This window comes from Pseudarthrobacter chlorophenolicus A6 (assembly GCF_000022025.1).
GTDB lineage: Bacteria > Actinomycetota > Actinomycetes > Actinomycetales > Micrococcaceae > Arthrobacter > Arthrobacter chlorophenolicus.
This window is the reverse complement of record NC_011881.1, coordinates 88322-106621: the sequence shown is the minus strand read 5'-3', so window position 1 is coordinate 106621 and position 18300 is coordinate 88322. Positions and strand designations below refer to the sequence as shown.

Annotated in this window: 15 protein-coding genes; 6 read left to right on the top strand and 9 right to left on the bottom strand. The window is 58.3% G+C overall.

The window, feature by feature from the left end; all coding sequences use genetic code 11:
• Positions 1-2: 2 nt before the first annotated feature.
• From ACHL_RS23040 to ACHL_RS23030, 3 genes are all read right to left on the bottom strand, one after another.
• The gene (locus tag ACHL_RS23040; protein WP_012623574.1) at positions 3-686 is read right to left on the bottom strand and encodes an alpha/beta hydrolase; all 684 of its coding nucleotides are present in this window, start codon (positions 684-686) and stop codon (positions 3-5) included.
• 67 nt (positions 687-753) lie between these two features.
• Positions 754-1707 carry a VOC family protein gene (locus ACHL_RS23035; RefSeq protein WP_009359506.1) on the bottom strand — a complete coding sequence of 318 codons (954 nt, stop codon included), beginning with the start codon at positions 1705-1707 and terminating at the stop codon, positions 754-756.
• Between the two features lie 48 nt (positions 1708-1755).
• Positions 1756-3423, bottom strand: a complete 1668-nt coding sequence (locus tag ACHL_RS23030) for an FAD-dependent monooxygenase (RefSeq protein ID WP_009359507.1) — start codon at positions 3421-3423, stop codon at positions 1756-1758.
• Positions 3424-3700: 277 nt separating this feature from the next.
• On the opposite strand from ACHL_RS23030, the gene ACHL_RS23025 reads away from it, so the two are divergent.
• Positions 3701-4756 carry an AraC-like ligand-binding domain-containing protein gene (locus ACHL_RS23025; protein WP_139187245.1) on the top strand — a complete coding sequence of 352 codons (1056 nt, stop codon included), beginning with the start codon at positions 3701-3703 and terminating at the stop codon, positions 4754-4756.
• A gap of 403 nt (positions 4757-5159) precedes the next feature.
• Here the strand turns inward: ACHL_RS23025 and ACHL_RS23020 are convergent, their stop codons facing one another.
• From ACHL_RS23020 to ACHL_RS23005, 3 genes are all read right to left on the bottom strand, one after another.
• Positions 5160-5999 (bottom strand): FMN adenylyltransferase, encoded by an 840-nt coding sequence (locus tag ACHL_RS23020; RefSeq protein WP_012623572.1) that lies wholly within the window; start codon positions 5997-5999, stop codon positions 5160-5162.
• A gap of 1229 nt (positions 6000-7228) precedes the next feature.
• Positions 7229-7639: a cupin domain-containing protein gene (locus tag ACHL_RS23010; RefSeq protein ID WP_009359510.1), complete on the bottom strand. Its 411-nt coding sequence runs from the start codon at positions 7637-7639 to the stop codon at positions 7229-7231.
• 266 nt (positions 7640-7905) lie between these two features.
• A complete protein-coding gene (locus ACHL_RS23005; RefSeq protein WP_012623568.1) occupies positions 7906-8658 on the bottom strand; it encodes an SDR family oxidoreductase in 753 nt (250 codons plus the stop codon).
• 87 nt (positions 8659-8745) lie between these two features.
• Here ACHL_RS23005 and ACHL_RS23000 point away from each other — a divergent pair, with 87 nt between their 5' ends.
• Positions 8746-9231 (top strand): RrF2 family transcriptional regulator, encoded by a 486-nt coding sequence (locus ACHL_RS23000; protein WP_050767233.1) that lies wholly within the window; start codon positions 8746-8748, stop codon positions 9229-9231.
• Between the two features lie 1547 nt (positions 9232-10778).
• On the opposite strand, the gene ACHL_RS22985 is transcribed toward ACHL_RS23000, so the two are convergent.
• Positions 10779-11255, bottom strand: coding sequence for an RrF2 family transcriptional regulator (locus ACHL_RS22985; protein ID WP_035754034.1), 477 nt, complete (start codon positions 11253-11255; stop codon positions 10779-10781).
• Positions 11256-11342: 87 nt separating this feature from the next.
• On the opposite strand from ACHL_RS22985, the gene ACHL_RS22980 reads away from it, so the two are divergent.
• The 3 genes from ACHL_RS22980 to ACHL_RS24015 all read left to right on the top strand — a co-directional run bounded on the left by ACHL_RS22980 (position 11343) and on the right by ACHL_RS24015 (position 14901).
• Positions 11343-12095: an SDR family oxidoreductase gene (locus ACHL_RS22980; protein ID WP_012623568.1), complete on the top strand. Its 753-nt coding sequence runs from the start codon at positions 11343-11345 to the stop codon at positions 12093-12095.
• A gap of 314 nt (positions 12096-12409) precedes the next feature.
• Positions 12410-14137 carry an FAD-dependent oxidoreductase gene (locus tag ACHL_RS22975; RefSeq protein WP_012623567.1) on the top strand — a complete coding sequence of 576 codons (1728 nt, stop codon included), beginning with the start codon at positions 12410-12412 and terminating at the stop codon, positions 14135-14137.
• Positions 14138-14310: 173 nt separating this feature from the next.
• Entirely contained in the window at positions 14311-14901 is a 591-nt protein-coding gene (locus ACHL_RS24015; protein WP_012623566.1) for a TetR/AcrR family transcriptional regulator, read from the top strand.
• A gap of 70 nt (positions 14902-14971) precedes the next feature.
• Here the strand turns inward: ACHL_RS24015 and ACHL_RS22970 are convergent, their stop codons facing one another.
• On the bottom strand, positions 14972-16195 hold the full coding sequence (locus ACHL_RS22970; protein WP_012623565.1) for a beta-ketoacyl-[acyl-carrier-protein] synthase family protein: 1224 nt from the start codon (positions 16193-16195) through the stop codon (positions 14972-14974).
• Positions 16196-16290: 95 nt separating this feature from the next.
• Here ACHL_RS22970 and ACHL_RS22965 point away from each other — a divergent pair, with 95 nt between their 5' ends.
• Complete coding sequence (locus ACHL_RS22965) at positions 16291-16917, top strand: TetR/AcrR family transcriptional regulator C-terminal domain-containing protein (RefSeq protein ID WP_009358127.1); 627 nt, start codon at positions 16291-16293, stop codon at positions 16915-16917.
• 311 nt (positions 16918-17228) lie between these two features.
• On the opposite strand, the gene ACHL_RS22960 is transcribed toward ACHL_RS22965, so the two are convergent.
• Positions 17229-18293 carry a maleylacetate reductase gene (locus ACHL_RS22960; RefSeq protein WP_012623564.1) on the bottom strand — a complete coding sequence of 355 codons (1065 nt, stop codon included), beginning with the start codon at positions 18291-18293 and terminating at the stop codon, positions 17229-17231.
• Positions 18294-18300: the final 7 nt, after the last annotated feature.

Sequence of the window (18300 nt, the reverse complement as noted above, 5' to 3'; positions counted from 1 at the left end):
TGTTACTGGTCTGCTGAGTGTTGGTGACTATGCCGAGCTGCTGGTTTTCTCGGTTCTTGGCTTAGCAGGCGGCTTGCCGCGGACATGGCTTCATCAGTGATGATGTGTTCGGACCCCGGGGAGATCCGCAGGTCAACCTTTGCACCCAGCCTGGTCAGGATCTCCGCGGTGTCCTGTACCCGGCTGGAGGGGACCCACGGGTCGTGCTCGATGCTTCGAATAAGGACAGGGACACCATGCAGAGGTTTGTCCTGTTGGGATTCAACGGATTCGTTCCCGATATAGCCCCCAGTGAAAAGCAGGAGCCCCCCGAATGGCATTGGCGTGGTCAGGATGAAATGCGAGAGAAGGCAGGCGCCCTGGGAAAAGCCCCAAAGGACGGTGTCTTGTGGTGCAAAACCGTCGTCCTGCATCCTCAATAGAGTGGCACGCAAGGCTTCTTGGGCTTCAGCGACGTACGGTTCATTGCCCTCAATGGGTTCCATAAAGGGCCGCGGGTACCAGCTGTCGCCAAATGCACGGGGAGCGTAATAACGAATTCCGTGGGAACGGATCCTCAGTGACTGCTCCTGCATGAAGGACGGTGATTGGCCGCGGCCGTGCACCGCCATGACTGCCATGCGCGCCTCTGATCGTCCAGTGCCCCATGACACCACGGGTTGTTCGAGATGTCTGTTAGCTGCCATGGCGGTTACTCCTACCTGGTAAGGACTGGAGGGAGCGGGATGGTCAAGGTCACGCTCCCTCCAGTGGTTAGACGGTGATGTGTTCGAGTTGCTCGAACATTTCATCTCGGCGTGACTCGAACTGGGGAGGGACCTGGAACTTCGTCCCGAGTTCGTGCGGGGACTCATCGCAATCCCAGCCACCGTCCTCGTGAGTGACCGCCAGTTCGAACAGAGCACCACCTGGAGTGCGGACGTACACCGACTTGAAGTACTTGCGGTCTTTAAGTTCGGAGATGTCCGTGTAGCCGGCGCCTTCGATGCCGAATTTCACTTCGTCCTGGTTCTTCAGGGTGTCCAGGTTCCACGCGAAGTGGTGGAAGGTTCCTGCACCGTAAGTCCAGGTACCCTGGTCTTCACTCCGGTTCGCGATCAGTTCGATGTGGTTGCCGATTTTCTCGTTGCCGACCTGGAGTGCTGCCCGGTCTCCGTCTTCCAGAATGGTTCCCTGGGCGAAGAAGGTGTCGTTGGCGAAGTCGACCATACGCTCAGGGGTTGAAACGTGAATTCCGACGCCGTGCAGACCATGAATAGCATGTTCGGCCGGTACGCCATTCCCTGCAAATCCTTCGCGGTCGTCATTTTCATTGCCGACGAAAACGTACTCGATGCCGCTGGGGTGGCGGAAAGCGAGACGTCGCTGATCGAAAACCTCGATATTTTCAACATCAATTTTGTGCTGGTTAAGTCGCTTGTGCCAGTAGTCGAGGGACGTCGGCGGTACCGAGAGCAGAACTTCACGGGCCTGGTTCGTTCCCCGCTTGCCAACAAGACCGGCTTGGGCCCACGGGAATGTTGTAACCACCGAGGAGGGATCACCGTTGGCGTTGGAGTAGTAGAGGTGGTAGACGGGCGTTGAACCGTCGAAGAGGACCGTGCGTTTGATGAATTTCATGCCCAGGGTCTTGACGTGAAAATCAACGTCTTCCTGGGCACCTCCGACGGACAGGGTGACATGGTGCGAGCCTTCAAGATAGGCCATGGTGTTGCTCCTTTGTTTATCGATGAAATGGGGTTGGACTTGGGGGCCCTATGCGGGCTGGGGTTGGGCGATGTCCTCGGCGTTCGAATTCGGGGCCTGGCTTGCGTGGCCCAGCAGGTCGATGAGAACTGCACTGATGGAGACGTCGGTGGCATCAGCATCAGTGACGGCACGCCAGGCGACGAAGCCGTCGGGCCGGACGAGTACGGCGCCCGTTGCTGAGATGCCATAGGCATCAGAGAAGCCACCGCCGGCGTCGGAGTATCCACCCGAGTCGCCAATGGAATGCACGTCGATGTCAATGTCGAGTGCTTTCGAGGCCCGAAGGGCGCGTTCGTGCCATGCCGGCTGATTTGAGCCTGTCAATAGGACGAAATTTCGCCCGAAGAGGTCAAGCGTTGAGAGGATTTCTCCGTCAAGTTCAATGGGGTGGTGTGGGGCTCGGGTGCCGGCGCGGCCCTTGGATTCGCGGGGATTGCCATGGAGCTCGCCGAGGTCATCGGCGTCTGCTGTCACGGCTGTGGACCTGTAGCGGTAGCCAAGGTCGATGTTCGCGTCGCTAACCAGAGGTTCCATGTCGTCAGTGGCTAGGAATGGTGCCGCCCGTGCGACGTATCTCGAGAAGGCCTGTGCGACGGTAAAGCCTGCTACGGGCCGACGCTCAGAGTCGTAAGTCGACAGAAGTTCGGGCTGGGCGTCTCCCTTTATAACGGCGGCCAGCTTCCAGGCCAGATTATGGGCGTCATGGATTCCGGTGTTACCACCGTAACCACCGTACGGGGGCATTGAGTGCGCCGCGTCACCGACGAGGAAGATCCGCCCGCTTTGCATCCTTTCTGCCACCTGAGCTGTCGCCTGCCACCGCATGACGTCATCGATCTCGACCGCGATACTGTCGTCGCCCAAGGCCGCGCGGACGAGGTCCACGCAGCCCTCCTCCGTCAAATCGGTCCAGATGTCACTGTTCGGGTTTAGCGGATCACCAAGACCGTGGACAGCTAGAAAACCTGACTTGTACGGCTTCTCGATACGGAAAAACCCCTGCAGTGTTGGATTGACGACCATAATAACTCCCAGGTTCCGCCCTCGGAGCAGTTCTTTGACGTCCGCGCGGAAGTAGATGGTGATGCTTTTTGACAGCACGCCATGTCCCACCCTGCTGATCCCGAGCCGATCCCTTGTTGGGCTGTGGGCTCCGTCAGCGGCGAGCATGTACCGCGCCCGGACTGTTGAGGTCTCTCCGGTGTCGCGGTCCCGGATTAGGGCCGTCACTCCGTCGGCGTCCTGTTCAAAACTGACCAATTCCGTCCCGAACAAGGTCTGCGCTCCGAGCTCCTGTGCCCGGCCCTTCAGCACCGGCTCGATTGCCACCTGTGTGGCAAAAAGTCTCTCGCACGGGCTCAAATCGCGGACACCATCATTGAGTTTGGGCAAGTGCCACGCGATCTCTTCGCCCGCCAATGTCTCCACGGACATGATCGCGGCATCCTGGTCAAACTGTTCCGCCGATTTGGCACTGATAATTTCCTCGAGCCCGGCAGTCCGCAAAATCTCCATCGAACGCTGAAGGATTAGGGCGGCACGGGGATGGATCGCCGAACTGCGGTGGCGTTCCACGACTAAGGAGGGGATTCCATGGGTGCCCAGCAGGGCGGCGCTCGTCATGCCGACAAGGCTGCCGCCCACTATCAGGACTGGAACGTCATAATCATTCATAGCTACCTCTTCCTGGTCAACCCGATAGTTTGGGCACGGGTGACAGCTTTCATTGCTGGTGCTCTAGGGGGAATCGACGTTTGACGAGCGCTCTTTAGATCCGGAAGGCCCGGCATCACACGACTTCTTCTTTCGTTTTGCGTCTTCCGAAATAAGCTATAGGTGAGTCGGGTCACAAAGCATCGCTCTAGAGTGCGGTCGCATGTTCATTCCGTGCAGTAAGGTCAGCGCGACTGTCCGTCACTCTTCGTACGCATAAAATTGGAAGACTAACGGCGTGCAACGACGCACTGTCCGTCATTCCCTGCAGGCCGCAGAGGAGGAGACGCATTTGAAAAGCGAGGATTCGGCTTCACGATCGTCCGCCCAGAACCAGAATCAAAGTCCGCAAGCAGCGGTTCGGAGTATTGAGGACTGGGGAGTCTTGCTATCACGGTCGCTGATGAGTTTCGAAGTTGAATTGGAACGCCCCGGAGCGTTTCAGGGCTATCTGCGGAATCGGAAAGTTGCCGGCATTGAATTCATAGAGATGTCCACCGGCAAGCATCTGGCGCACCGAGGAGCTGAAAGTATCAGCAGTACGGATCGGCCCGATTATCTTTTGTGCCTGCAAATTGCAGGGGTGGGTGAGTTCTCGCAGGACAACCGCACCGCTGTTCTCCAACCGGGTGACCTCACCCTTTTCGACACAACCCGGCCCACGACGGTGGTGAGTAGCACGGACTACCGCAACCTCTGCATGAAGTTTCCCCAACGTCTCATCAACCTTCCGCCGGAGCAGTTAGGCCAGTTGACAGCAACACGTACAGGAGCAAGGGACGGATTCGCCCCAGCGGCGGGTACATTGCTCATCACGATGAACCAGCTGATGGATACTAGCTCGGGCAGAAGCAAAATTCTTGCCGCCCAAGGAGCTCTGGACATCATCACCACCATGTTCCAAAGGCAATTGGATATTTCCACCCCTTCATATCCACAAGCAACGTCTCCGGCCTTGCTGGAGCAAATTAGGAGCTACATCGACGAAAATCTCTCAGATCCTGGGCTGGGACCGAGGACTATCGCGGCCGCGCATTACATCTCACTGCGCCAGCTTCACGGCATCTTCCAAGCCCAAGGGCTCACCGTTGCGTCTTGGGTCCGCCATCAGCGGCTGCAACGCTGTCGGCGCGATCTAAGCGATCCCGCTCTCCATGCCGTTTCCGCCGCCTCCATTGGGCTCCGATGGGGCTTTAAGACCGCGTCTCATTTCGGAATGTCCTTTAGGAAAACTTTTGGACTTACGCCCGCCGAATTCCGGCAAGAGGCGCTTAGCGGCTCTTGGGGCGTTTGAGACTAAAAAAGCACGGGCAACGGCGCGTTACGAATATGCTCCTCAGCCAAATACGCGAGTTGGAAGGATCAGGCCATTCTTGGACACTGTTGATTTGGGACATCCGAGGCAGAGTCCTCATTGGCTTGGACTTCGTAGACGCTACTTCATTTTGGGCCTGGTCGAGGTAAATACCCTCATGCTTTGCACCGTTTTCCACCGTGTGGTTCCCTAGGCGCAACGGATTGCATGGCAATAGTGCCACGCACGCGCCGGGTTTTCTGCCGATGGCAAAACATCGCCGGACGTCGGTGTCAAGGCAACTGAGCTGAACTTGACCCGGCCCGCTGCAGGTCGCCTAAATATGGGCGCTTCACGCGTTGTAGAGGCCGCACGGGACCCTGCCGAAGCACATGGGACGCGTTCAAGATGTCGACGAAAAGTCAAAGGAAATCTTCCTCGACATGCCGGGTGACTTTTCAGCGTATCGGTCTGCCGGCATCTGCAGCTCAACAGTAATATCGGTGGCGAGCGAGGCCCTGCGGGGGATACGGATGATTGCGGGGATTCGTTCGCCTGAGCCGACACGGGCCCACCCGGCATAATCACCGGAGGCGGGCAACATTCCTTGCACGGCGCGGGCTTTCGTTCTCCACGAACCCGCAGCCCGAGTCACCTCCATTCTGATTCTGTGGGGTCGTCCGAGGATTTGCTCAGCGATGCCTACGTCTCCAGATGAAAGTACTTCGCGCACCCAAGTCGAGGAGTAGCGCCTGCCCTCGGTTCCCCCTGCGGTACGATCGCCCAAGACAGATACGTCGAAGCTCCATCTGAGCCCAGCGGCGCGCAACGTCTCAATGTTTCCGGCGCGTCCCTGGCCGAACCGGCAATCCTCTCCGACGACCACAGCTGCAGCGTGCAGTGTCTTCACGAAAACCTTCTCTACAAAGACTTCCGCCGCTTGGGCCGCGACGTCTCTGGTGTATCTGATGACCAAGACAGCATCCACACCCTCGACTTCAAGAGCAGCCAGCCTGTCCTCAAGCGCCATGACGGCCAAAGGAGCCGTTTCTGGATAGAGCAACTGGGCGGGCAAGGGATCAAAGGTTACAACGACGGACTTGGCAGCGTTTGTTTCCGCCGCATTCAGAAGCCTAGCGAGAAGGAGCTGATGTCCACGGTGGACGCCGTCGAAGCAGCCCAAGCTGACAACCGTTTGGCCAGTCTCAGCCGGTACGTCCTCCAAAGAGTTCCAGATTTTCATTAGACGATCCGGACTAGATCGCAGCTCTGCCCTAATAGCGACACGTGCTGACGTAACTTCGGGCCTGATACCTGTGATTTGAGCGTACGGCAGATTCCGCCGCACTTTGGGCCTGCATTGGAGCTCCCCGGGTCACTGTATAGCCGACCCGGGGCGGTGTATATACCAGAAACGATCAGAGACGTGGAGCGCGCAGGACGATACGCGAACGATTTCATCAATCTTGGGAGAATGACACGGTTGCCGAGGTGTATGCGTAGAGGTGACATTTTCCTCCGAACGAGTGCGGTTTGAGGCCCGCCTTAATCATTGCCCCCCTTCGTTAACGCTGCCGAAACCGGATGTCAGAGCCCGAATGCGTCGTTACTTCGCGACACGGACATGAACAGCAGCTTTTTCAGGGCTCCTGGAGCCGTTCTCGCTGCAGCAGCTGCGGAGCGCACTGGTGAGCAGGCAGCCTCGGCGCGTTACTCTTGGAATCCGCGCGGACTTCCCCACGTACATCGAAGACACACCACAATCCTCCAGCGCGTCTACATGTTTATGGAGGACTAACGGTCAGACGAAAGATGTCGCCTGACCGCCAGTCCCCCTGTGCCGGATTACGCGCTTTGCAGGATAGGAAATATGCTTTCGCGTATTCGCTGCTGCAGCCGTAAAAAAGTATGATGCTTGAGCGAGTCACAGGGAGTTGCCCACTCTGCCAGCATTTTTCTCCACCGCACGACTCTGTGATGGTCCCCAGGGAACGTCAAATGCCAAAACTAGCGTTTCAGCCTTCTGGACGCTGCCTCGCCGCCACAAGCCCTCGGTGCGGATCGGAACAACGCGTTTGTGCTGAGCCTTCCCTTCTGAGTCGAGCAAGGAGTGTCGACGCCAGCAACGCTGTCAGCAATTCGACCACGATCACGGCCACTGTTGATGCATTGCCAGCGTCCGTGGCCTGTAGCATCACGGAGTGCTGGGTCCCGTGAACGTGGCCTTGAGGGGTCTGAAACAACATAGGGCCCGCATGCAGCGCTGCCATCATCAGTGCAGCGATGCTAATCTGCCGGAGCGCCCGCACCTTTGGACGGTGCCAAGTATGCGCGGCGCACGGAACGCACACCCCAACCATGACGATGATCATCAGATTGAGCCACCATGGGTGAAGGCTATTAACCAGGAAAATATGCAGCACGCATGATCCCGCTGTCGCGCCCGCGCAGAGGCGGCCGTGAAGCAGCATGCTAAGAGGGCCTTGGAGCCCGTCGCTCCCTACGTTCCTCCAATTCCTCGGCTGGGACTACTTCGAGCATGGGCTTTCCAGGTGCGCAGAACATTGTCACCACGAACTTGGTTTCAGCGTCCTGCAGGTTGTTCCCGTCCTGATAATGAATCACGTCTCCCCCTGGTTCCCAGAACGTCTCCCCGGCTTTGACCACACGTTGGGGCTCGCCTTCCAGCTCGAAAATCATTTCGCCCTCAACTACGTACCCGTAGGCCGGTCCGCTGTGGCGGTGAGGAGGGGATCCAACGCTTCCTGGGGTAAGCGTGACCAAAATGGTCATTGCATGAGCATCTGTCGGAATAGGCGGGGCCGCGACCGACGACAAAACGTCAATGACCGCGCGGCCTTCGAATTCATTGGATGTGTGCATTGTTGCTGACTTCCTTTCATGATCGACTTTGGGGTTTTATTAGGAGCAGGAAAAAGTTGTGTCCTAATTGCCGGACTTTGATCCTTGCCTCATCGGGTGCGACGCCCTAGGCGGCAAGCCTAGAGATTGAATGGCAGACCCCGGCAAAGAACCGCGAACCTAGGCCCAAATAGAGGACCTTTATTGGTGGTTGCCTTGTGGGTTACTCATCAGTGATTTGTCGTGGGCTGGGGTTTTCCGTTGACGCAGCGGGAGCTCCTGTGGTGCTAGGAGTTTGTGTTCTCCTGCAACCATTGGTCCAGAGTTTTCTCGCCGATGCGGGCTTCTCCGACCGGGACAATGGTTGTTTCCTCGATGGGGATACCGAAGTACCCGGCGTCAGGGTCAACGGCCACGGTGCGGGGATCGCCCTGCGCGCTGAGGACCCGGCTGGCGAACTCGTGCATGGGTGCTCGTTCGGGGCCGGCAATTTCAAGCTCCCCGTTCAGGGCAGGAGACACCGCTGCATCGGCGACCAATCGCGCGACGTCGGCGGCGGCCATCGGCTGCATCAAGTGGGGGGTGAGGAAGACTTTGCCGTCACGGGTCCCAACGTCAGCGATCATCGGGATGAACTCGAAGAACTGGGTTGCCCGGACCAAGGTGTAAGGCACCCCGCCGTCCCGGACTGCGTTCTCCTGGACCGTCTTACCTGCGAAGTACCCGACTGGACCAATCCGGTCGGTCCCCACAACGGAAAGGACCACGTGGTGCTGCACTCCGGCTCGCTTCTCGGCAGCAAGGAGATTTGCCGTGGATTTCGTGAAGAACGGAACCACAACGTTTTCGTCGAAATCCGTGGTGTTCGTCAAGTCGATAACAACATCGGTGCCGGCCATTGCTTCGTCCAAACCCTCGCCGGTCACCGAGTCCACACCGCTGGAGGGGGAAGCAGCAATTGCCTGGTGTCCCTGCCCGGTCAGAATATCCACAACCTGCCTGCCGATCAGGCCTGTGCCGCCTGCAACCAGAATTTTCATATCTCATCCTCACCTACTACTCGGATAACTTTTATCCGAGATGAAGTTTACGGACATCATGTGTCCGAGTCAACTACTATGGACGATATGAAGTTATCTGGAGGTGTCGAATGGGCTATCCACTGCTGCGTGGTCCTCAGCCGGATGGACGGGGCAGTACCCGCTGGGAAGCTCGCAGGACTCCACGATGTCTCAAGCAGCTATCTGGCCAAGCAGATGCAGGCCCTTTCACGCGGCGGACTTGTCCGATCGCTGCAGGGGCACGCCGGAGGCTACGTGCTGACCCGGCCCGCCGACCAGATCAGCATCCTCGATGTCGTACAGGCGGTCGAAGGCAAACAACCACTGTTCGTCTGCACTGAGATCCGCCAGCGCGGCCCCCTCGGCACCCCTCCAGAAAAATGCCTCACGCACTGCCCCATCGCGATAGCGATGATGACAGCAGAAACGGCCTGGCGGGACTCCCTCAACAAAATCACCATCGGGGACCTCGCCCACCAGGTAAGCAGCACGTCAGGACCGGAAACCTTCCAAACGATCCAGCACTGGTTCGCCGGCGCCACGGTCCCCTAACAACACGACACAGCAACCCAGAGCCCAAGCGCTCGGCGGTTTCCAACGATCGTCGCAACAGGCTCTAGTCGAAAGTAACTGAATCCGCGTTTAAGCCTGGACGCCTTACTGTGGCACCCCGAAGAGTAGCTCTTGGGGCTCAACCCGGACGCGGCGAAGGTGCAGTCAGCGCCGAGTGCTGACCTGCCTCGGACCGTCACGTTTGAGTTACCCCGGATTCTGTTGGTCGAAGCAACACCCAAACAGGGACTTCCTTCGATTTCACAACAGTCCGATTCGCCTACGGCATCAGGTTTCTCGCTCTCATCAGGGAGGGAAGGGGTCTCAAACCTTTAGCCCGCCCAGCCGGAGTCAATAAGGAAATTGGGTATCGGTGGTTGCGTGATGAGTACTGGCACCTAAAACTCTGTGCCGGTCAAGGTTTCAAAGTGGTACCTCCAAGAACGGCCAGCGATGCGTGTCCCTTGATTCAAGGCCGTTGCGAGAGATAGAGGATCAGCTTGCCCACCGCCTCTGATCCGAAAGCCACGGGAACTACGATCGTCTTCTGGCGAAACAGAACGCCGGTTTTTGCTTGTCGGTGAGGAAAATATGACGCTCACAAAGAGACCGGCGGCGCTGACGGCAAGGAGACTCAGCCCGAGGACTCTCATCGCCTAGCTTCCTTGATCGGCGCTTTTCTTATCCAATCGGTCATGAACGTTCCGGCGAGTACGCACAGCGCATAGAACGGCCACTCGCTCCTACCCGTTGCTAAGTGGGTAATCGACGTAATGAGTGCGCCTACGGTCAAGGCGTAAGCCCAAATTGTCATTATCAGCTTTTGCCCTTGCCAAAAGGGCCCTATTCCACACATGCCGGTCACTTCCGTCCGCAGGCAGCCTTGGTAATCAGCGACAATACCGGCTGCCTGGTCGATATACACCTGCATGCGCCGACTGGTATCCGCACCTCGGGCAACCATAGGTCGCACTGCGTCTGATCCCGCATTCTCTCAACCTTGAGGCCGTCGCGAGAGTTTTCCTGGAGATGCCCAGCAGAGCCGCTATCAACCTCATTGATTCGCCTCGGCTACATGTGGCCGCCGAATAGGCCACTCCAGCCGAATAAGCGCCACTCCCCAACTGGGACCCCCACCAATCATTGCAACGACCGCTAGCTGCCCATGTTGTCGTCGTATTGGCTCATTTTGATAGTAATCGGCAAGTCTGACACATTTCTGAAGGGTTAACGGGCGCAGACGATGCTGTTGGTATCTGTTAGTCGAACCTCCCGAAGGAACGAACTCGTCATGCACAACACCAGTGAGCCCCGATACTCCGATTATTATTGTCAGCTCTCATACCAGGATTTTTGTGCCAGGCTCGCAGCCGGCACTCTTGGAACTAACTACAGCATTTCCGAGAAGCAGCACACTGAGCATTTGGCAGGGCAGCTCGCCGGCGGACAGCCGATCAAGGGCCAATTCCCGCTAGGTGGGCGGTGACTGGATTCATCCAAGGAGGTCAGCCCTTGGAGCGCTCGTTGTTTAGGCAGTTCATGTGCTGCTAAGCGCCGGCGAACCAGTGCTGGATCGTTTGGAAGGTTTCCGGTCCTGACGTGCTGCTTACCTGGTGGGCGAGGTCCCCGATGGTGATTTTGTTGAGGGAGTCCCGCCAGGCCGTTTCTGCTGTCATCATCGCTATCGCGATGGGGCAGTGCGTGAGGCATTTTTCTGGAGGGGTGCCGAGGGGGCCGCGCTGGCGGATCTCAGTGCAGACGAACAGTGGTTGTTTGCCTTCGACCGCCTGTACGACATCGAGGATGCTGATCTGGTCGGCGGGCCGGGTCAGCACGTAGCCTCCGGCGTGCCCCTGCAGCGATCGGACAAGTCCGCCGCGTGAAAGGGCCTGCATCTGCTTGGCCAGATAGCTGCTTGAGACATCGTGGAGTCCTGCGAGCTTCCCAGCGGGTACTGCCCCGTCCATCCGGCTGAGGACCACGCAGCAGTGGATAGCCCATTCGACACCTCCAGATAACTTCATATCGTCCATAGTAGTTGACTCGGACACATGATGTCCGTAACCTTCATCTCGGATAAAAGTTATCCGAGTAGTAGGTGAGGATGAGATATGAAAATTCTGGTTGCAGGCGGCACAGGCCTGATCGGCAGGCAGGTTGTGGATATTCTGACCGGGCAGGGACACCAGGCAATTGCTGCTTCCCCCTCCAGCGGTGTGGACTCGGTGACCGGCGAGGGTTTGGACGAAGCAATGGCCGGCACCGATGTTGTTATCGACTTGACGAACACCACGGATTTCGACGAAAACGTTGTGGTTCCGTTCTTCACGAAATCCACGGCAAATCTCCTTGCTGCCGAGAAGCGAGCCGGAGTGCAGCACCACGTGGTCCTTTCCGTTGTGGGGACCGACCGGATTGGTCCAGTCGGGTACTTCGCAGGTAAGACGGTCCAGGAGAACGCAGTCCGGGACGGCGGGGTGCCTTACACCTTGGTCCGGGCAACCCAGTTCTTCGAGTTCATCCCGATGATCGCTGACGTTGGGACCCGTGACGGCAAAGTCTTCCTCACCCCCCACTTGATGCAGCCGATGGCCGCCGCCGACGTCGCGCGATTGGTCGCCGATGCAGCGGTGTCTCCTGCCCTGAACGGGGAGCTTGAAATTGCCGGCCCCGAACGAGCACCCATGCACGAGTTCGCCAGCCGGGTCCTCAGCGCGCAGGGCGATCCCCGCACCGTGGCCGTTGACCCTGACGCCGGGTACTTCGGTATCCCCATCGAGGAAACAACCATTGTCCCGGTCGGAGAAGCCCGCATCGGCGAGAAAACTCTGGACCAATGGTTGCAGGAGAACACAAACTCCTAGCACCACAGGAGCTCCCGCTGCGTCAACGGAAAACCCCAGCCCACGACAAATCACTGATGAGTAACCCACAAGGCAACCACCAGACAGCAGGTGCCAACCAAAATGCATCGGCCTCGTGTCGATGATTGGGACGCACGAAGCTGCGGTCAGCGAATCCTGCTGGCCGCAGCCTCGCCAATAAGCAAAATCGTGAATTGATTCATACCTCGGCGCGACCTTAAACCGCCTTCCGTATGCCCGAGAGAGCACGGCGTGCAGGGGACCCATCGAACTCAACCCAGGTAGTAACGGTTCATCACATCCCCGGAGGAAACATGAATATCCAAGAGAAGAGAATAACTACCGCTGTCCTTGTCATCGGGACTGGCGGCTCAGGGCTCCGTGCCGCTATCGAACTCGCCGAGCGAGGAGTAGATGTCATTGCGGTGGGCAAGCGCCCGAAGGCTGACGCACATACCTCGCTGGCTGCTGGCGGAATCAACGCTGCCTTGGCAACGATGGACCCGGAAGACACCTGGCAGCAACACGCCGCTGATACGATCCGGGAAAGTTACCTTCTGGCGAATCCGTTAACGGTTCAAATCGTCGCTGAAGGAGCAGAGCGCGGAATAGGTGATCTGGAACGTTACGGCATGAACTTCGCCCGCGAAGAGAACGGTGCAATCTCACAGCGGTTCTTCGGGGCCCACAAATTTCGGCGGACTGCTTTCGCTGGGGACTACACGGGTCTTGAAATACAACGGACATTGATTCGGCGGGCCGAACAATTGCGTGTGCCCATTTTGGACACCATCTACATCACCAAGTTGCTTGTCCGGGAGAACACCATCTTCGGGGCCTACGGGTTTGATCTCGAAGACGGTACCCGTTACGTCATCCACGCCGACGCTGTGATTCTGGCGGCAGGGGGCCACAACCGGATCTGGCGGCGGTCATCATCTCGCCGAGACGAAAACACCGGCGATTCCTTCCGCCTCGCCGTCGAGGCCGGGGGAAGGATCCGGGACCCCGAACTGGTTCAGTTCCACCCGTCCGGAATCATCGAGCCAGAAAGCGCCGCCGGAACGCTCGTTTCCGAAGCAGCCCGCGGTGAGGGTGGAATCCTCCGTAACGCCCGGGGAGAACGGTTCATGGAGCGCTACGACGCCGAGCGGATGGAACTCTCCACCCGCGACCGCGTGGCGCTAGCTGCATACACAGAAATAAAGGAGGGCCGCGGAACCGCAAACGGCGGTGTCTGGCTGGACGTGTCCCATCTCCCCCGCAAAGTCATCATGGAGCGCCTGCCCAGGGTCTACCAGACCTTACTCGACGTCCAAATGCTTGATATCACCAAGGACCCTATTGAGATAGCCCCTACGGCTCACTACTCCATGGGTGGGGTATGGGTTCGACCAGAAGACCATGGAACGGACGTTGACGGCCTGTACGCGATCGGGGAGGCAGCCAGTGGACTTCACGGTGCTAACCGACTGGGTGGTAACTCCCTTATCGAGCTACTGGTATTCGGACGGATCGTGGGCGAAGCGGCCGCTAAGTACTCTAACCAACTTGAATCACAACGCCGGTCTCTCGAGGCGATCGTAGAAGCGCGGTCCGAGGTGGACGCACTTCTGGCCTGTCAGGGATCGGAAAACGTTCGGGCCCTACAACGGGCCGTCCGGGACACGATGACAGAGCACGCCGGCGTGGTGAGGAGCGAAGAAGGTTTGATCGCGGGCTTGGAGGAATTGGACTCCACTGAGGACCGACTTGAACATCTTGGAATTCACCCTGATATCGCCGGTTTCCAGGATCTGGCCCACGCTTTTGACCTCAAGTCCTCGCTGCTCGCCGCCCGCGCGACGCTTGAAGCGGCCCTGGAACGCCGAGAATCCCGGGGCTGCCACAACAGGTCGGACTTCCCGGATCAAGATGAGTCGCTTCAGGTTAACTTCGTATGGTCGCCCGGTCGCTTAGATCGTGAAGCAATCCCGCCCATCCCGGACGAAATAGCAGAGTTGATGCAAGACGTATCGACGGCTGGAAAACTGGTCGAGTAGCGTCGCGGCAAGACCTGAGGCCAGACCAACTGGGACGGTGGATACGCCGGTCCAATGACAACTTCGGGAAGTACGTCTCAACCCATCAGCGTGGGCGCTGCCCCACGATGATGGGTTGCCCGGTGTAGGGATTAGGGGCGCCCCCATTTGGCCAATGCCAAGAAGGGTAATCGATGGCGTGGAACACTGAGCGGACCAAGTTGTTGCTTCTTGCTGCAGCAACCAGTGAATTCAGCGAAAAGGGCCTCGCTGGGGCTCGCGTGGATCATATAGCAAGAAGTGCGGGAGTCAGTAAAGAGCGGATTTATCGGTATTTCGGAAACAAAGCCGGGCTTTTTTACGCGGTTCTAGGTGAACTGGTCTCCCGTGATCTTGAGGTGCCGCTGCAAGAGCGCGGCTCTGAATCATTGAGCGACTTTGTTGGGCAACTCTTTGACCGATACTGCGAGGATGACACCCTAGCGAGGCTCCTACTCTGGGAGGCGCTGGAGGGCACGCCCGGGGCACTGGAATCCAACTGCACTGGACGCTGGTGGATCCGACAAATGGACCGTCTCTTGATAGCGATTCCTGGGTTAGACCGGGCAGGCGCAGCGGACGTCCTATTTACGATTGTGACGCTCTGCGCCTGCTCGCCTGTTATCCTCCACGGAAGTTCCTATCCCTCGGGGGAACGGATCATGCGGGATTCAGCTCGTCGTGCCTCGGTGGTAAGGCCTGTCGCGCTTACCGTGCAGTCGCTCCTGGGTACATCGACTTCCTAAACTCCCGATGTTTAGCTAAGCAGCAGTTATTTTGTCTTGTTCGTGAGGCCATAACGCTATCCCCGCATGCTTACCGCATCGTGAAGAGCAGCGAAACATTCTGGCCTCCGAAACCAAAAGAGTTTGTGATGGCCGCCTCGATTGGTCCGCTACGGGCGCTGCCGGTAACAATGTCCAGGTCGATCTCTGGGGACACATTTTCTAAGTTACGGGTTGGAGGTATCAGTTCATTCCGCATGCTCAAGACCGTGACAATCGCTTCAACGGCCCCTCCTGCTCCCACAAGGTGGCCCAAGGACGCTTTCGGGGCGGTAAGAACGGGACTCGGCCCCAGGGTTTGGCGGATTGATCTTGCTTCCGCCAGATCGCCAGTAGCAGTGCCCGTAGCGTGGCAATTGACGTGTCTGATATCGCCACCATGCAGCCCTGCCTGTCGAAGAGCTGCCTTCATCGCATTGCTCTGACCCTCGCCTTGGGGGTGGGGGCTAGTTAGGTGGAAGGCGTCGGAAGTGATACCGGCTCCATTTAGGACAATCCGGGCTCGTTTGCCCCGGGCACTGGCGCGGTCTGCGCGTTCGAGGACCATAACCCCAGCGCCTTCGCCCAGCACAAAGCCGTCCCGGTCCCGGTCAAAGGGACGTGACGCGAATTCAGGGTCTCCGCGTTTCGACAGCGCACCGATCTGCGCGAACGCGGCCAGGGTGATCGCTGTAATCGCCGCCTCAGTTCCGCCGGCGATCACTACGTCCGCTTCACCGGCCCGAATCAGACGTGCCCCAGCCGCGATGGCTTCTGCCCCTGAAGCGCAGGCTGATACCGGAGTGTAAGTGCCGGCCTTCGCCCCGAATTCAATGCTTAGCGCCGCAGCTGCTCCGTTCGTCATCAGCATCGGGACAGTACGAGGAGAAACGCGCCGCGCTCCGAAACGCTGGAGGACGTGGTCCTCGCCTAAAAGGGTGAGTACCCCCCCGATTCCGGTGCCAATCACTACCGCCAGGCGTGAGGACTCTACTTCTGGAGTTCCTGCATCTGACCACGCCTCCCGGGCGGCCACCAGTGCCGCCTGCTGCGAACGGTCCAGACGTTTGGCCTCTATAGGATCAAGGAGGTCCGCAGGTGATACAGGCATTGGAGCGGCGATTGTCACGGGCAGTTCCAGCCCTGGTATCAGAGCATCGCTTATAGAGCGGACCCCCGAACGCCCTTCTATCATGCCCGTCCACAAGGAGCCCACATCAGCGCCCAATGGGGTAATGGCTCCCAGTCCGGTTACTACAACATCGTTGTCGTCCACGACGGCTCCTGCAAAGTCGGTCCCCAGTCACTACTGGAAAGTTTTTTGTATCTTATACAACTTACACTTTTAGTTGTATCGGATACAATTCCGTCATGATGGCAGAGAGTGCGAGGGTAACGGCGACGAAGCGTCGGGCCGCTGGCGAGCCGGTGCGGGCAAAGGGAAAGCAGACGCGACGTCGCATCCTTGAAGAGGCAGCAGTGTTGTTCGGGAAACATCAATTGAGCGACGTCAGCGTGAGTACGATTGCACGAGCTGCGGGTGTTTATCCGAACCAGGTGACTTACTACTTCGGGTCTAAGGATGCACTCCTTATTCACTCAGCATTCTTTGCACTGCTGCATGATGCTGAGCGTCTAGAGGCCGCGGGTTACCGGATGCAGACCGTTGAGGGTTTCAAGAGTGTCATGGCCCGCACAATTCTTGCCCTACCGTCTATGAGGCTGGTCGCCCAGGCTGTTGCGACCGGAAGCGCAAATCCCGGTCTCGCTGGAACGCTTGGGTACTACTTACACCTGCTATTCCGCCAGTCGGAACGCTACCTGCAAACGCTGATAGGCGAACGCAACTGGTCCCACAAACGGCCTCTAACTGTCGAGGTCCGCACGTTCTGGAGTACGGCATTCGGGGCAGTTCTTCTGTCTCGGGCTGGTGTCAGAGGGTCTGCCCTCGACTTGGACCTAGCCGGAACTTTGACCATCTATGAGAAGTCGGAATAGTCCTTCCGCAAACTTCAAGGTGTATAGCTCGACGAGACGGTCGCCACTCGCACCAGCCGATTAGTTGCGAATTCGCGGGACAGTGCGGCGGCGACCAACAACCGCATCGGCTTTGTCGGGCTCAGTTTGGAAGCGGCAATAGCCGAAGGTGACCACAGGGTTAAGAAAATCGGTGGGAACATCGATATCGCGGGGAAGGTTCTGTCCCCTCCCGCTGCAGCTCAGCAGGATCACCCTCGGGAGGTCGCACTTGGCTCATCTTCGTTTGAAGTTGCCGCTAGGCAGGCAACTTCAAACGTCAAGTGGGCTAGCTATAAATCCGCGCCGCTCCAGGCCCCATGAAGGAGGGTGAGTAGGTCCTGTTGCGTTACATTCCGGGGGTTGGAGGGCGGAATCACTTTCAAGATTAGATCGGCTGCCTCTGCCAGATCTGTCTCCTTCAGACCGTAATCACGGAGTGCAACGGGGGCCTTAAGCACCTTTCGAAGCTGATTTAGCCCTTCGAGAGCATCGCTGTGACCAAGCGCGGTGGCGATCCGGCTGGCAGCTTCCGGCGCGGCCGGAGCATTGAAGGCAAGAACATACGGCAGGACGGTCGCATGGGTCTGGGCATGCGGGAGATCGTAAGCACCGCCGAGCACATGGCAGATTTTGTGGTGAAGGCCGGATCCGGCTGAGGAAAATGCTACGGCTGAGAGATAGGCCCCGTACTGGGTCTGCTCACGACCGCGTAAGTCTCTTGGATCAGTGTTCAGGGCCGACAAGCCGGCAGAAAGGGCCCGAATACCCTCCGCGGCCATGGCTGCATTAATAGGGTCAGCACGAGGAGCCCATAAGGAATCCACGCAGTGTGCCAGAGCGTTCAGCCCTGAGGCGACACTCAGCTCGACGGACAGGGAGAGCGTAAGTTCGGCATCATAGATGACGGACACGGGAAGTACGCCGTCATCAACGCCGGTGGTCTTGTGGGACGCTTCAGTTATGCCCCATACATTGGTTGCCTCAGAGCCAGCGTAGGTAGTGGGCACAGCTATGATGGGCAGCCTTGATGTTAGGGCAATCGCCTTGGCCAGTCCGATAGCGGAGCCACCTCCCACGCACACCACGAGATCGACGCCATGCTCCTCCGCGGCAGCCCTGGCTTTCTCGGCTTTTTCGAGCGGAACGTGGGGCGCCACATCGTCATACAAGAGAGTTGCCTTGGCCTGGTGGGCAACGCGGGCTGCGAAATCCTTGTCATGTCCCCCTGTGATCACCATGACCGTGTCGGCCCCTAGGCGGTCCACCTCCGCGGCCACGTTGACTGCGGCCAGGCCGGAACCGAACAGGACACGTTGCCCTAAGGTTTGATGTGCAAACACTAAACGATCGGTCATTGGGGAG

What these genes read in the sequence shown, in the direction of transcription:
- ACHL_RS23040 (WP_012623574.1), bottom strand. Translation starts at nt 686, where the DNA reads ATGGCAGCTAACAGACATCTCGAACAACCCGTGGTGTCATGGGGCACT.
- ACHL_RS22980 (WP_012623568.1), top strand. Translation starts at nt 11,343, where the DNA reads ATGAAAATTCTGGTTGCAGGCGGCACAGGCCTGATCGGCAGGCAGGTT.
- ACHL_RS22975 (WP_012623567.1), top strand. Translation starts at nt 12,410, where the DNA reads ATGAATATCCAAGAGAAGAGAATAACTACCGCTGTCCTTGTCATCGGG.
- ACHL_RS22960 (WP_012623564.1), bottom strand. Translation starts at nt 18,293, where the DNA reads ATGACCGATCGTTTAGTGTTTGCACATCAAACCTTAGGGCAACGTGTC.
- ACHL_RS23000 (WP_050767233.1), top strand. Translation starts at nt 8,746, where the DNA reads ATGAAGTTATCTGGAGGTGTCGAATGGGCTATCCACTGCTGCGTGGTC.
- ACHL_RS23020 (WP_012623572.1), bottom strand. Translation starts at nt 5,999, where the DNA reads ATGAAAATCTGGAACTCTTTGGAGGACGTACCGGCTGAGACTGGCCAA.
- ACHL_RS23035 (WP_009359506.1), bottom strand. Translation starts at nt 1,707, where the DNA reads ATGGCCTATCTTGAAGGCTCGCACCATGTCACCCTGTCCGTCGGAGGT.
- ACHL_RS22965 (WP_009358127.1), top strand. Translation starts at nt 16,291, where the DNA reads ATGATGGCAGAGAGTGCGAGGGTAACGGCGACGAAGCGTCGGGCCGCT.
- ACHL_RS23030 (WP_009359507.1), bottom strand. Translation starts at nt 3,423, where the DNA reads ATGAATGATTATGACGTTCCAGTCCTGATAGTGGGCGGCAGCCTTGTC.
- ACHL_RS22985 (WP_035754034.1), bottom strand. Translation starts at nt 11,255, where the DNA reads ATGAAGTTATCTGGAGGTGTCGAATGGGCTATCCACTGCTGCGTGGTC.
- ACHL_RS23010 (WP_009359510.1), bottom strand. Translation starts at nt 7,639, where the DNA reads ATGCACACATCCAATGAATTCGAAGGCCGCGCGGTCATTGACGTTTTG.
- ACHL_RS23005 (WP_012623568.1), bottom strand. Translation starts at nt 8,658, where the DNA reads ATGAAAATTCTGGTTGCAGGCGGCACAGGCCTGATCGGCAGGCAGGTT.
- ACHL_RS24015 (WP_012623566.1), top strand. Translation starts at nt 14,311, where the DNA reads ATGGCGTGGAACACTGAGCGGACCAAGTTGTTGCTTCTTGCTGCAGCA.